Annotated in this window: 13 protein-coding genes; 3 read left to right on the top strand and 10 right to left on the bottom strand. The window is 44.2% G+C overall.

Translation table 11 applies throughout. The annotated features are described in order from the left end of the window. Positions 1 to 128 precede the first annotated feature (128 nt). On the bottom strand, positions 129 to 1784 hold the full coding sequence (locus ACKI39_RS04820) for a class I adenylate-forming enzyme family protein (protein ID WP_407398199.1): 1656 nt from the start codon (positions 1782 to 1784) through the stop codon (positions 129 to 131). 11 nt (positions 1785 to 1795) lie between these two features. Then, complete coding sequence (aroA, locus tag ACKI39_RS04825; protein WP_407398201.1) at positions 1796 to 3169, bottom strand: 3-phosphoshikimate 1-carboxyvinyltransferase; 1374 nt, start codon at positions 3167 to 3169, stop codon at positions 1796 to 1798. 130 nt (positions 3170 to 3299) lie between these two features. Between aroA and ACKI39_RS04830 the strand changes: the two genes are divergently transcribed. After that, on the top strand, positions 3300 to 4319 hold the full coding sequence (locus tag ACKI39_RS04830) for a hypothetical protein (RefSeq protein ID WP_407398203.1): 1020 nt from the start codon (positions 3300 to 3302) through the stop codon (positions 4317 to 4319). 92 nt (positions 4320 to 4411) lie between these two features. Here the strand turns inward: ACKI39_RS04830 and ACKI39_RS04835 are convergent, their stop codons facing one another. The 4 genes from ACKI39_RS04835 to ACKI39_RS04850 form a co-directional block, all read right to left on the bottom strand. Continuing rightward, positions 4412 to 5461: an extracellular solute-binding protein gene (locus ACKI39_RS04835; protein WP_407398205.1), complete on the bottom strand. Its 1050-nt coding sequence runs from the start codon at positions 5459 to 5461 to the stop codon at positions 4412 to 4414. 69 nt (positions 5462 to 5530) lie between these two features. After that, positions 5531 to 6406, bottom strand: a complete 876-nt coding sequence (locus ACKI39_RS04840) for an ABC transporter permease (protein WP_407398207.1) — start codon at positions 6404 to 6406, stop codon at positions 5531 to 5533. Further along, entirely contained in the window at positions 6403 to 7404 is a 1002-nt protein-coding gene (locus tag ACKI39_RS04845; protein WP_407398209.1) for an ABC transporter permease, read from the bottom strand. The genes ACKI39_RS04840 and ACKI39_RS04845 overlap by 4 nt, the downstream gene beginning before the upstream one ends. Beyond that, the gene (locus ACKI39_RS04850) at positions 7404 to 8594 is read right to left on the bottom strand and encodes an ABC transporter ATP-binding protein (protein ID WP_407398211.1); all 1191 of its coding nucleotides are present in this window, start codon (positions 8592 to 8594) and stop codon (positions 7404 to 7406) included. The genes ACKI39_RS04845 and ACKI39_RS04850 overlap by 1 nt, the downstream gene beginning before the upstream one ends. A 190-nt stretch (positions 8595 to 8784) precedes the next feature. Here ACKI39_RS04850 and ACKI39_RS04855 point away from each other — a divergent pair, with 190 nt between their 5' ends. Continuing rightward, the gene (locus tag ACKI39_RS04855) at positions 8785 to 9741 is read left to right on the top strand and encodes a PilZN3 domain-containing protein (RefSeq protein ID WP_407398213.1); all 957 of its coding nucleotides are present in this window, start codon (positions 8785 to 8787) and stop codon (positions 9739 to 9741) included. An 85-nt stretch (positions 9742 to 9826) separates the two neighbouring features. Continuing rightward, positions 9827 to 10972, top strand: a complete 1146-nt coding sequence (locus tag ACKI39_RS04860; RefSeq protein ID WP_407398215.1) for a tetratricopeptide repeat protein — start codon at positions 9827 to 9829, stop codon at positions 10970 to 10972. A 33-nt stretch (positions 10973 to 11005) separates the two neighbouring features. Here ACKI39_RS04860 and ACKI39_RS04865 read toward each other — a convergent pair whose 3' ends face one another. From ACKI39_RS04865 to murB, 4 genes are read right to left on the bottom strand one after another with little or no spacing between them, the layout of a single operon-like run. Next, positions 11006 to 11467, bottom strand: coding sequence for a DUF192 domain-containing protein (locus ACKI39_RS04865; protein ID WP_407398217.1), 462 nt, complete (start codon positions 11465 to 11467; stop codon positions 11006 to 11008). After that, a complete protein-coding gene (locus ACKI39_RS04870; RefSeq protein ID WP_407398219.1) occupies positions 11464 to 12009 on the bottom strand; it encodes a hypothetical protein in 546 nt (181 codons plus the stop codon). The genes ACKI39_RS04865 and ACKI39_RS04870 overlap by 4 nt, the downstream gene beginning before the upstream one ends. Next, positions 11999 to 13198 carry a cyclic nucleotide-binding domain-containing protein gene (locus ACKI39_RS04875; protein WP_407398221.1) on the bottom strand — a complete coding sequence of 400 codons (1200 nt, stop codon included), beginning with the start codon at positions 13196 to 13198 and terminating at the stop codon, positions 11999 to 12001. Before ACKI39_RS04875 ends, ACKI39_RS04870 begins: the two co-directional genes overlap by 11 nt. Positions 13199 to 13221: 23 nt before the next feature. After that, the gene (gene murB / locus ACKI39_RS04880; RefSeq protein WP_407398223.1) at positions 13222 to 14220 is read right to left on the bottom strand and encodes a UDP-N-acetylmuramate dehydrogenase; all 999 of its coding nucleotides are present in this window, start codon (positions 14218 to 14220) and stop codon (positions 13222 to 13224) included. Between the last annotated feature and the right edge of the window lie 20 nt (positions 14221 to 14240).

Consider the following 14240-nt stretch of genomic DNA (forward strand, 5'->3'; position numbering starts at 1 on the left):
AGTAATACAAGCAATAGAAACTTGAAGTTACGTTCCACTAATTAAAATTTGGAATGCGGATATTTCCCCTGCCTATGGCTTACAAAACTATGGGACAGGGGATTTTTTTGGCCAACTGCAATGCCTGCCTATTTGATCAGCTTTCCGTTTGAGAAATCTTCCAGCGCCTGTTTTTTCATGAGGCTGTGCTGCTTCTTTCCTGTGGCGGTATGAGGAATTTTATCTGTAAAAGCGTAGTAACGCGGTCGTTTGTATCTTGAAAGAATAGGGCTGTTGTTGCAGAATTCCTTAAGCTCTTCGATGGTCAGGGTTCCATCCTTTGGAATCACGTAGGCAACCACAGCCTGTCCTCTTACGCTGTCAGGCACGCTTGTGACAATGCAGTCGAGAACCTTCGGGTTTCGCATGATGGCTTCTTCTACCTGCTGCGGATAAATGTTTTCTCCAGAAACAAGCATCATGTCATCCATGCGACCGCATACTGTAACAAGACCGTTTTTGTCCCATGTTCCCATGTCGCCAGTGTACATCCATCCCTTGTAGAATTTTTCTTTTTCCGCTTCTGGATTTCCGTAGTAGGAGTAGGTTGTCTTTTCTGGACAGCGTATGATAATTTCACCTTCCGTTTTTCCGTCCATAGGAACAGTATCGTCAGGTTCAGTTCTTGTACCGTTGCTTGCCTTAACAATTTTTGTTTCGTCATCAACACAGCTATATCCGACGGAACCAGCCGCAGCTGGAAGATTGTACGGGCGCAGAAAGGAATTCCAGAAAGTTTCTGTAGTTCCGTAGCCGTTGAAAATATTCGGAGTGAGCACTCCCATGTAGCGGATGCAGTCCGATCTTGTAAGTGGCCCACCCATTGTGATTATTCCGCGGATGGAAGAAAGATTTCGTGAATTCCGTTCCTGTGAGCGGGCAAGCATCTCAAGGTTTGCGGGTGCCCCCATGATGTATGTGATCTTGTATTTTGCAACCCAGTCCAGTGCCGTCTGAGGTTTGAATGTACGCATGACGATAACAGCACCTCCAATGTAGAAAGTAGGGCAAGGTCCACCTGAATGGACTCCACCTCTATGGAACCAGGGTGTCATGTTGAGTGTAACGTCGTTGCAGTCCATGGGGTAATGCATGATTACATCGTGCGCACTTAGTACTTCATTTATGTCATTTAGTGGAACACATTTTGGAAGGGCTGTTGTTCCGCTGGTACAGAGCCTAAGGACTTCATCATAAATGTGCGGGCGGAATTCTAAAACCGGATTTTCTTCGCTTTTGTTCTTTGTAAAATCCTCGTAGGAAACGTGTCCGTCAGGAATGCTTTCTCCTGCAATGTTGTCTGCCATTACTGCAAGTTCAACTTCATGCTTGCAGGTTTTCAATGCGTTGATGACGGTATCCTTTATGACTGCAGAATAGATTATGACTTTGGGTTTATTGTGGTCGATGAGCTGGGACATTTCTTCATAGGCTAGGCTTGTGTTTGCCGCAAGAAGAATGGCACCAGCTTTTCTTGGACCGATGTAGCTTGTACAGAATTCCGGGCAATTTTTTAAGGCTGCCATGACTACATCGTTTTTTTTGATTCCGCAATCAATGAGTGCGTTGGCAAGTCTGTTTGATTCCCTGTTCAGCTGGGAGTAGGTCCATGTCAGGTTTGCTTCAGGATCAATGACAGCCTGTTTATTGCCGTACCGATTTACATTGCGGAGAAAACCATTGAGCCATGTGTAGCCATGTTCAAACGTATCGATGAACATTTCATCGTTGTAGGTTCTGTCCATGCTTGCCTTTCCTAGGCTTCTTTGAAACCTGCTCCAATCTGATTCATTACATCAAAGAAATGCGGGAAGCTTACGCTGCAGCATTCTGCATCCTTTATCGTGACTGTCTCGCCATCTGCAAGCCCAAGTCCAAGACAGGCCATGCTCATTGCTATTCTGTGGTCAAGGTATGAATCAACTTCACCGCCGTGCATCTTGAATTCAGGGTTCTTTGTTCCGTCTGCATTCATAGGACTGTGACCGTGGATGATCATATAGTCAGGACCTTCCTCTACCACTGCGCCAAGCTTTTCAAGTTCACTCTTTAAAACTTTGATTCTATCAGTTTCCTTTCTGCGGCAAACTTCTGCATCTTCGATTACTGTTGTTCCTTCGATGAAACATGCTGTCGCTGCCAATGCGCAGATTGCATCAGGGAATCCTGAAATCTTTACATGGAGTTCCTTGCCTGGCAGGTTTTCTGTTGTAAGGCGTTTTCCTCCGCGGACAACAATGCATTTTTTTTCTGCGTCAACAGTGATGTCACCGCCAACTGATTTGAGTATGTCAACGATTGCGTCGTCTCCCTGGGTTCCGCCTATGTCGATGTTGTCGATTGTTATTTCACTGTCGGTGATGAGTCCTGCCATTAAAGGAAATGCAACAGCTTCCCAGTCGCTTGGAATCGTAGTGTCGAATGCCTTGAGGTTTACTGGGCCGTCTACTTCAATGTGCTTGAAGTCCCCGCTGATCCTGCAGTTTACTCCAACCTGTTCAAGCCATTTCTGTGTCATTGTAAGGTATGGTGTTTCCTTTGGGTCGCTCAATTCAATTTTTAGTGTGCTGTTCATTCTGATGGCAGACATCATGAGGCCTGAGATGTACTGGCTTGAAACTGCACCGTCTGTAACGACTTTTGCCTTGCAGTCTATAGGTCCCTTGATGAGCATAGGACAGGTTGTTGCTCCTGGCTGTGAAATGTGTGCCTCCGCTCCAAGCTGATTCAAAACATCGACAACATGGGCAACCGGGCGCTTTCTTATGCTTTCGTCCCCCGTAAAAATGCTCCAGCCTTCAAATGTTGCGGCAATTGGAGAAAGAAAGTAGAGGAGGGATCCGCTGTTTCCAACATCTATTACATTTGTCGGAAGGTGTACCTTGTTGCCTGCTCCCTTTACTGTCCATACCTTGTCGTTTTCCATTGTTGCAAGATCGTTTTCAAGCTCCGATCCGATGAGAGGAATTGCCTTGCTTGTGCTGAGGCAGTCTGCGCTTGGAAGAGGGTTGCTGATGTGTGATGTTCCTTCTGCAAGGGATGCAAGAAGAAGTGCTCTGATTGTATGTGATTTTGAACCAGGAACTTGAATGTGTCCTGAAAGTGAATTCTTGAATGCGTTGATTTTCATAGGTGGCATTATATATCAAATTCCCCTGCCTTGTCATTATTCCCTATGATTCGCGTGGGGCCGTTGGTTTCGGATAAACATTAAAAAATCCCCGTTGCTTTTTACGGAATTCAAATTATAATTTTCTTATATGAAGAAACTCATTGTGGCTTTCTGCGCCATGATTCTTTTGTCTCCCATTTACGCTCAGGAAAAAAATCCGGAACCTTCTGAATCTGCTGCAGTTGAAGAAAAAGGATTTGTTTCTTCTGTTTTGGATTTCATAGTTAACGGTCCTTACTACATCAACATTGGCTGCGAGCCTGCCATCAACAACGGTTCAAAAACCTTTGGTTCTCTTGAATACAAATGGACCCCCAGTTTCTCCAGCCAGATTTATTTTGAAAAAGGTAATGACCTGTCAATTTCGGAATCGAGGAGTGATGCTGGTGAATCCTACAAATATACTTCCGATTCAACGGATTACTTCCTTAAGGTTTTTCCCTATAAAAAGTATTTTCTGGATCCGGGCAGCAACAAGTATTTTTCCCTAAGCCTTGGGGTTGCCATGGAATATATTGATACGCTCTTAACCGGTGATGCAATTTTTCCGGGTTCTGCCTATGGGGAGGACATGCAGGTCGATGACAAATATTTTGGAGTCTGCTATTCATTTGAAAAACAGAAATACTATTTGATAGGCCCTTGCATTGATTTCAACTACAAATTTCCGATTACTTCATGGCTTAATTTCAGGACAGACAATACTTTCTTACCTTTCTATTATTTAGGCAACACGATTTCCCATCATTATGGGTATGTGAATTATGAATCTTATCCGGAACAGAATATTTCAAACGGATGCTTCAATACGGGAATCCTTAGTGTAAAATGCCACTGGGATTTTTACGAGCTTTTTGCCATTGTAGTAAATTATGAATTCTTCCGTCTGGTAAAATACAACGCCTTTTACAATGAATCCAATGAAATTGATGCCTACAGGTCAACAGTGACCAACAATGTCCTGAGGTTTGGTGCTGCTCTTCTTGAGTCAACGAGTACTTATGTCCGCATTCAGACAGGTTTTTACCGCGAATATTCCTGGACAAGCATGGATGATTTTAACGACTTGACCGGCAAGTGGGTTCTTTCAGTCAGCGTTGGATTCTGACAGTCCTCGTGTAAAAAAAAAGCCGGCAGTCGTCTTGGATTCTAATTGTGCCCAAAACAGCTGCCGGCTTTTTTATGCTTGTTCAGCGAATGTTACTCTGCGAAACGGATTTCCTGCCAGAGGTTGTTGTACTTGTCAAGGTTTTCTCCAATGTCTTCCTTGAGTACGCCGTTGTTCATCATTTCTGCCTTGTACATTGGCTTTGTTGTGATGTACTGTTCGGCATCTGGATTCACGAAACATGGGAAGTGGAATGCGTCTAGGAACTTTGCATAGACTTCTGGTCTATGGATGTAGTTTACGAATTCGTTTGCGAGGGCTGCATGCTTTGAATCCTTAAGGATACACATGCTGTCCATGTAGGAAGGTCCACCTTCTTCTGGAATAAAGAAGTCGATTGTTTCATCCCATTTGTCTTCTGAAACTTCGCCGAATACAACTTCTGCATATCCCTGACAGAGCCAGAAGTCTCCTGAGGCAAATGATTTTCCGAAACCTTCTGCGTCAAACTTTACAAGGTTAGGCTTCCAGTTGTTCAGGATGTGAGCCTTTGCCTTTGCAAGTTCTCCGTCATCGATTGAGTTGATGTTGTAGCCGAGTGTTGCAAGTGCGTCGCCCATTACTTCGCGCATGTCGTCCATCATTGTTGCGTGTCCTGCAAAATTCTTGTCCGAGAAAATGTTCCAACTGCGTTCGTAGTTTGCAGGGGCCTTTGTCTTGTTTACGGAAATACCAGCCATTCCAAGATAGTATGGAACGCAGTAGTTCATTTCTGGATCGTATGTTGCCATCTTGAAGCAGAGAGGATTGATGTGACCCTTGTTTGTCATCTTCGACTGGTCAAGAGGCTGGAACATTCCCTGTTCTATCATGATGGAACAGTAGTCCTGTGATGGAACTACAATATCATATCCCTTTGCACCAGCGCGAAGCTTTGCATACATTTCTTCGTTTGAAGCGTAGTAGTCAACCTTTACCTTGCAGTTGAATTCCTTTTCAAAGTCACGGAGGACTTCATCAGGAGTGTAGTAGGTCCAGTTGTAGATGTAAAGTTCGTTGCTTTCCTCACCGCATGAGGCAAGTCCAAAAAACGATGCAACTGATAAAAGTGCAAATGCCAAATTCTTAAAAATCTTTTTCATCTCAATATCCTTTTTTCTTCATAATTCACAATTACTAATAATTATGAATTATGAGTTATGAATTGTTGTTTAATGTGCTGCGGCAAAGCTCTTGAGCCTGTTCTTAAGGATTACCGCAATGGCAGTAATGACAAGGATAAGAACAAAGGAAAGGGCATTGATTACAGGGCTTACTCCAAAACGAATCATGGAATAAACATAAAGAGGGAGTGTTGAACTTCCAGGACCTGAAACAAGGGCTGTGATTACATAGTCTTCCAGAGACATTGTAACGGACATCATGAATCCCGAAATGATTCCAGGCATGATTGCAGGGATGATCACCTTCCACAAGGTCTGAACTTCATTTGCCCCAAGGTCGTGGCTTGCTTCGATGATGGAATAGTCGAATTCATCTACGCGGGCACTTACCATAAGGTATACGAATGGAAGACAGAATGTCGTATGTGCAATGAAAATCGTAAAGAGTCCCAATGACATCTTGACTCCGCTAAAGAAAATGAGGAGTGAGATACCCATGATTACTTCTGGAAGAACCATTGGAAGAAAACTTACAGTCTGAATGTAAGATTTTCCCATGAACTTGTACCAGCTGACTCCAATTGAAGCGAGGGTACCAAGTATCGTTGCGACAATACCTGAAGTGATTGCAACTATGAGGCTGTTCATCAGAGCCTGCCAGAGAGGTTTTGATGAGAAGATGAGCTTTTCATACCAGATGAAAGAAAATCCTGCCCAGTTTGTATCCTTTGAGCTGTTGAAAGAATAGAAAACAATCACAAACAGCGGAAGGAAAAGAAAAAGCAATGAAAGTGTCAGGACGGTGTTGGAAAAACTGATTGGTGAACCACGTTTCTTCCATCCACGCTTTGCATGCCTTGCATTTTCTGAGGTTGGTGTTTTTTTTAGTACCTTGCGGTAAATGGTCAAAGCAGGATTCTTCATTTTGCTTCTCCGATCTTGGACTTGGAAATTGCGTCGGCAATGGAAGTCGTTGTGTCTTCCTTCGTTGACTTTTTGTTGAGCTGAGCTTCCTTCTTGCCTGATGAAAGCATAAGTAGGACACCTGCCATTGATATGAGTGTAATTACAAGGCTGAATGCAGATGCCAAAGGCCAGTTGCGCACCTTTTGAACCTGATCAACGATGATGTTGCCGAGCATGTAGCTGTCTTTTCCACCAACAAGCTGAGGAACTGTATATGTACCGAAAATCGGAATGAATGTAAAAATGATTGCGCTCAAAATACCGCTCTTGATGCCAGGAACAAGAACCTTCATCATTGACTGTGGTTTTGTTGCACCAAGGTCCCTTGCAGCTTCAAGAAGTGTAAAGTCAAAGCGATCCACTGCTGTAAATACAGGAAGGATGGCATAAGGCAAATACATATAGATGCTTACAAGAATAACGGCTCCCTTTGTGAACATGAATTTGTGGGGAACGAATTGTGCATTGCCGCCTGTGATCTTCTGCCACAGGTTGAAGAATCCTGCAAGAATCTGGTTTAAAATTCCGTTGTCTCCAAGAATGGTAATCCATGCAAAAATGCGGATAAGGCTGTTTGTAAGGAATGGAACGATTACAAGAATCAGAAGGAGCGTCTGGTGCTTGCTTCTTGCCATGGCGTAGCCGCAGGGAAGGGCTATTACGATGGTGATGAAGGTTGAAAGCACTGTGATCCATAGGGTCCTGAGGAAAATCATTCCATAGGCAGGAGAAAGCATCTGCTGGTAGGCTTTAAGGGAGAAGTCTGCCACGACTCCGCCGTATACATCTCGTTTCATGAAGGAGTAAGCGACGATGATTACGAGAGGAACGATGAAGAACACCGAGAACCAGACACCCATTGGCCAGGCATAGGCTGGTCCAGGGTTTGCTTTCTTGAATTTGTGCGAATATGCCGCAGACGCAATCTTAAGGTCAGTACTCTGCTTTTCTTCCATTACTTTTCAATGTCCTCTACAATGTATCCATCTTCTGCTGCCCATGAAACATAGACAGTATCTTTCCAGGCGATATCTGGACCGTCGTCCATAAAGTTCTTGTGCTGCTGGTAAACCTTGAGCACTGCTCCATTTTCCAGACGGACATAGAATTTGGACTGGAATCCAGTATAGACAGGTTCTTCGACGATTCCCTTGAATACGTTGATGTCTTTTCTTCCGTGAACATCAGGGATGTCGGTTGTGATTCTGATTTTCTCAGGGCGGATCGTAAAGGCAACTTTCTGACCCGGCTCCGTATGGTCATAGTCTGTGACCATCATGTATTTGTCGGTTTCTGCAAGTTCTGGACTGTCTGTAGGAAGTGGAGCTTGCTTTCCAAGGGCTGGAACTGAACATGTGCACATATATTCTTCAAGACCGTTTTCGCTCTTGTATGGAACGCATTCTGCAACTGTAGCTTCAAATAGGTTTGTTTCACCGATGAACTGTGCTACGAACTGAGTTGCTGGACTTTCGTAGATTTCAAAAGGAGTTCCAACCTGAAGTACCTTTCCCTGGTTCATGACAGCGATTCTGTCGGAAACTGCAAGTGCCTCTCCCTGGTCGTGGGTAACATATATGAATGTGATTCCAATCTTGTCATGGAGTGCATCAAGGTCAAGAAGAAGGCTTGCACGGAGCTTTGCATCAAGGGCAGAAAGAGGCTCATCCAAGAGAAGAACCTTTGGCTCGTTGATGAGGGCACGGGCAATGGCAACGCGCTGGCGCTGACCGCCTGAAAGCTGGTTTGGCTTCTTGAACATGTGCTGGTCAAGCTGGACAAGGTGGAGGTATTCGCGCACCTTTCTGTCGATTTCCTTTTTGTCTACCTTCTGGAGTCTCAATGGAAATGCGACGTTTTCATACACTGAAAGATGTGGAAAAAGTGCGTAGCTCTGGAATACTGTGTTGCATGGTCTTTTGTTTGCGGGGAAAGGAACAATGTCCTTGTCGTCAAGAAGAACTGCTCCATCGTCTGGGAATTCAAATCCTGCGATTATGCGGAGGAGTGTAGTCTTACCGCAGCCTGATGGTCCGAGAAGTGAAAAGAATTCACCCTGCTTGATAGTAAAATTAACGTCATCAAGCGCATGGAAAGATCCAAAGTGCTTTGACACATGGTCAATAGAAACTGTACTTCCGTTCACTGCAGTACAACTCCTCTAATTGTTGATATTTTTTTTTACTATCCCGTTTATGCACTTAAAAGTCAATAAAAATCAGAAACTTTTTGAATTTTATTTTAAGCAACTGGAATGCATTTATATGGAAACAAAACTATAAAGAATGATTTATTTATGTTGTCGAAAACTGCTTTTTGAATTATAATAACTAAATATGGCTGTAGTTGTAACCGCACAGGTCCTTAACCGCTATTACGATGAGTATAAGGACACAGAGATTACTTTTTCAAAAGAAATAATGCGCACACTCAAAATGGATCCTCGCCAGATTTATATTAAGAGCGGTGGATTGCAGTGGCCGTGTATCATCAACAGTACTACATTCAACATTGCAAAGATCATCATCGGTACAAAGAGTGGAGCTTATCAGGTTCTTTCCAAGAGGGAGCCTGCACCAGTCAGCCTTAGGTTCAGTTTCTATCAGCCTGATGGTCAGCTCATGAGTTTTTTTGTTTCTGCAAGAGTTCAGATTTGTCAGCCTTACATGAACAGTTCAGAGCTTGCGATCGTCCAGCTTCAGTATACACAGCGTCCGCCTGATGACCTTATCCAGATGATAGGAAATCTTCTTGATGCCAATGTAAATGCAGTCAAGCGCAAGGAAGACCGCATCATCATCAATCAGGATTCTATGAGAAGGCTTGGAATTTCAAAGAAGGAAATGGTCATTTCCATCCAGAATGTTCCTCGCCATTGCATTCTTCAGGATCTTTCCTTTGGTGGTGCAAAGATCGTCCTCATGGGACTTGCACAGTATCTTCTCAACAAGGAAGTTCAGCTTCAGCTGGAGTTTGATGATCCTCATGAATACATAACTCTTAACGGTGTTGTTGTAGGAGCAAACTTCATAGAAGGAAGAAAGGACATCATCGTGGCAAGCATCAAGTTTGCGGAAGAATCCATAAGCCTTGCATATAAGATTCATATCAACAAGTATATCACTTCGGTACGCAAAAGTGAGTTGGACAACAAGTTCGGTGAAGACGTTCCTGAAACTGCAACTCCAGTCGGTAGTCCAGCAAAGACTTCTGCGGCGCCAGCGGCAGCACCTGAGGCTCAGCCTGCACAGGAACAGAATTCTGCACCAGCCGATTCGGCTCCTGCAAACTGACGGAGTCACTTGTAATATTCTGGCATCTCTGATATAGAGGTGCCATATTTTTTTATAATCAAAATCATAGGAAAGGTAAAAAATCATGGCTTCAGCAAACCCATTGGATTCAATCTATTTCGTTAAGATCCCTGCAGATGCGGAATTTTCTTCTGCTGCGATGAAGATCGACTCTTCTGTGGAACTTCCTGTCCAGAAGAAGAATCTTGATGATCCTATAGAGGAGGATTTTGCAAAGCTGTCTGAGGAGCAGATTCTTTCTGGAATTCTCACTGTCCTTGCCTACGATATGGGCAACAAGAACGCTTCCTACTACAGAAAGCTTATTACGGACATCCGACCTGACATCAAGAAGGAGCTTTCGGAGGCGGCGATTCTCAAGGCTCATGATGAGGAATGGGAGCTTGCGGAGGAGATATGGCTTGCCGTCTACGGTATTGACCCTGAGGACCTGGCAGTCATCCTTAACCTTGCAATTTTCTACGACCAGAAGGCCGACAGTTTCAGAAGCAATTCCCTCAATGAAGATGCCGATGCTTTTGATGATCTTGCTTTGACCTATTATAAAAAAGTCCTTGGCAGTGACAAGGAGATTCCTGATGCTTACTTCAATGCAGGATTTTTCTACCTTAAGAAAAGTGAATACATAGATGCGAAGGCTTGCTTTGAAAGCTATCTTGCCCTCGTTTCAGATGTTTCCGATGAGGAGCTTGGCGAAAACGGAATCTACAAGAAGGAGCGTGCCCAGGAAATCGTAAACAAAATTTCCAACCGCAACCTTGAAAGCGACAGGTTCCATGATGCCTATAAGTACATCTCAAGCGGTCAGGAAGAGAAAGGACTTGAGGAAATCAGGAAATTCCTTATGGATAATCCAGCCGTCTGGAACGCATGGTTCCTTTTGGGATGGGGACTCCGCAGGCTTGGAAGATTTGCCGATGCAAAGGCTGCTTTCCTCAAGGCGAGGGAATGCGAAGGCGGTGATGACAATGCGGATACACTGAACGAACTTGCAATCTGCCAGATGGAAACAGGTGATACTGCCGAAGCCTACGAAACCTTGAAGGAAGCCTTGTCATTTGACTGCGAGAATACAAAGGTCATTTCAAACCTTGGTTACTTAAGCATTAAGCTTGGAAAGCTGGAAGAAGCAAAGAAATATTTTGAAGTTGTCCTTGAAATCGATCCACAGGATAAGATTGCCAAGGCGGAGCTTGAAAAGCTTAAGTGATTTTATATCGGAGAGAGTTGTATCTGAAAAAACTTATCTGTATTTTTTGGGGATCTCGACCTTGTCCCCTACTGCGATTCCGTTTGTATTGAACCAACCCTGGGGTACTTCAAGGGCGTATATCACAGAGCCTGTGCTTTGAATCGGAGAAAGGCTGAATGGCTTCATGTCAAAAATGTCTCGGATGGTTCCGTTCTTTGTGATGTATGCAATCGACAGCGGGTGTGGTGTGTTCTTCATCCAGAAGCTGAGTTGCTGTTCGCTTTCAAAGACAAAGAGCATTCCTGTTCCCGCAGGGATGTGCTTTCTGTTCATGAATCCGTAGCTGCGTTCTTCCTGTTTTGCGGCAATTTCTGCACGTACTTCAAATACAGTCCCATCTTCCCTTGTGATGTTTACGCTTTCTACAGGAAGCCTGAATTTTCCTCTTTCCGCAGTGCAGGAAAACGAAATGAATGCGAGGAGTATAAACGCCAGTATTGATGCTTTTTTCATAGGAGATCCAGGAAGTCCTGCTTAGACTGTTCCTCAGCAGTCTTGTTGACCATAGCCTTTGATTGGAGGTCTTCGAAAACCTTTCGGTCTGTATATTTCAATGTAAGGGGACGCTCCAGCGACATGATTACATTGTCGTCCTTCCATTCACTTTTCTCTGGGTTGAGGGAATCTGGGTTTCCGTATTTTTCCGTAAGGGTCGTATAGATGGAGTAGTGGTCCATCTTCTTTTTCCTCATGTTGATCGTGATGGTGTAAAGCTTGTCGTCATGGAACTGAAAGGAACATCTTTCAAGGAAAGAATAAGGTGCTGTCCTTGAAGTATCAGTTTCGATGAGGATCCTGTTTTCTCCAGGAAGAAGTGAAACATCCCTGTCCCCGCGGAAACCGAAGGCAGGATCTTTCCTAAGTTCTTCTTTTACCTGGTCAACGGACATGCCGAAGCGGATCTTCTTGAATCCGTCAGGCAGACTTTCCTCAGCAAAAAGAAGCGCTGAAACCAAAAGAGATAATGTAACTGAAAGAATTTTCTTAGCGGTCATTTGCATGCTTTGAACTTTGTTTCCTATAGAAAGCCGCCTGCTTGATAAGCTCTGGCACGTTTGGAACGAGTACCTGGCTGTTGACGATCTTTATGTTCTGGTCGGTCATGAGCATGTTGTAGGCTGCGTTCTGCTGGTCTGATGGAATGCCACCCATCTTCATCAGGTCGGCAACCGAAATTCCAGTGTTGTATACTTCACCCTTCATCGGTGGTGTCTTGAGCTTTTCAACCTGAAGGGCAACCACATCGATGAGTTTTTCGCGAGGGTCGGAGAGCAATGTGTTTGCAAGCTGGCGGCACATTGCCCAAAGACGGTCTGCGAAAGTTGTCGTAAGCTTTGAGATCATCTGAGGCTGTGTTGCAACCATCTGGTTGAAGTTTGTCTTGTTTACTACCATGAGCTGGCATGTTGTATGGGCTATGGCGTTTGCGGAACGAGGCTTGTTTTCAAGAAGAGCCATTTCACCGAACATGTCGCCCTTTTTGAGGATGGCAAGGATTATTTCCTTTCCTTCTACGACCTTTGTGATTCTTACTGATCCATCCTGAATGATGAACATGTCGCCACCTGTCTGGCATTCCGTCATGATCATCGTGTTTGCAGGGTATGTGCGCATGATCTCATTGGTAGGCTCAAAATATACAGCCTTGGATCTTGGCTTAAGCTTTGTGAACCTTGCCTTTGCTGGGTCAAGGTTGATTCCGTTGGAGTTGTGCTTTATGTACTGGTAGTATCCGTAGCACGCAATGTCCGTGAGACCTTGTTTCTCGTAGTATTCAGCGATAGGAAAAATTTCTTCTGGAGAACCTACCAGATTCTTCTTGGCGGTGAGCTTTGTAAGCTGATCGTTTACGATTCTCATGTCTCGTGCAAAGGACTTTACTATCTTGAGAGCGACAGGAGTGTTCTGTGAAATGAGTTCTGAATACTGGGACTTCATTACCATGATTGCTGTAACTGGTTCGATGGTCACCACGTTCTTTGTCTGTGAATGACCTGACATGCATGCAATGACACCGATGAAGTCTCCTGGACCTAGAATTTCTGGCTTTATTCCAGGAACTGGGTTTTCGTTGTATGAACGTGCCTTTCCGCTCTGGATGATGAAAAATCTGTCAGTTGCAGGTGTTCCTTCGAGAAGGATATGAGAATTCGGTTTGAAATTGACAAATGAAAGCTGAAGCAACTTTTTACCACCTTTATATGGAATCAACAAAGATTCTGCTCTGCAAAAATAATTTCAGGTTCAAGCATGAAACCAGTGTTGTTCTTAACTCTTTCCTGTACGGTCTTTACGAGAGTCTTGATGTCGGAACTGCTGGCACCTCCACGGTTGATTATTATGTTGCCGTGCCATGGTGCTACCTGAGCTCCTCCGACTTCCGTTCCCTTTAGACCTGCTTTGTCTATCAGGACTCCGCTGGGTTCTCCAAAACTCCTGTCGTTCTTGAACACGCTGCCTGCACTTGGAGCCTTGAAATGGCCTTTATCCTCACGATCCTTGATGTATCCTTCGCATTCAAGACCAATCCTGACTTTATTATCGGAATCAATCCTGCCTGCCTTGAAGGTCAGTGAGGTAATGAACCTGTGATTTTGCATAAAAGGTGAATTCTTATATGCCCAATCTCCACCCATCTGCGTATTATGATACATTTTTAAGTGTCGTTCAATAAAATTATCATGAAATTCAGTGTTTTTTTGCATGGGGTCAAATTCAAGGAATCTTGCTGAATGAAGCACCTGTGACACTTCCTTTCCGTAACATCTGGCGTTCATGAAGGCTGCACCACCGACGGTTCCTGGTAATCCCGCAAAAGTTTCAAGTCCGCTTATTCCGTTCTCCGTGCAGAAATCAACCAGAGTTCCAGTTTTAGTTCCTGCTCCACACTGTATTAGGGTGAATTCGTCGTTTTTTTCTGATATTTCGATGGAATCAAGTTCTTCTGTGGAAATGACCACTGCATCAAGCTCTCCATCTGGTGCTATTACGTTGCTTCCACCGCCGAGGATGAACCAGGGGAGTTCCATGTCCTTGAGCAGGCTTACCGCAATGCATATGGAATTCTCGTCGGAAGGGGAAAGCAAAAGGGCTGCGGTTCCTCCAACCTTCATGGTTGTCCTTGGAGCCATAGGTTCATGTTCAAGAATCTTTCCCTTATATTGCGTTTTATTGATATTTTCTATGAATTCGTGTAATTTTAACATTGTTTCTATTATAGAAAACT

This window comes from Treponema sp., from assembly GCF_045641405.1.
Lineage (GTDB): Bacteria > Spirochaetota > Spirochaetia > Treponematales > Treponemataceae > Treponema_D.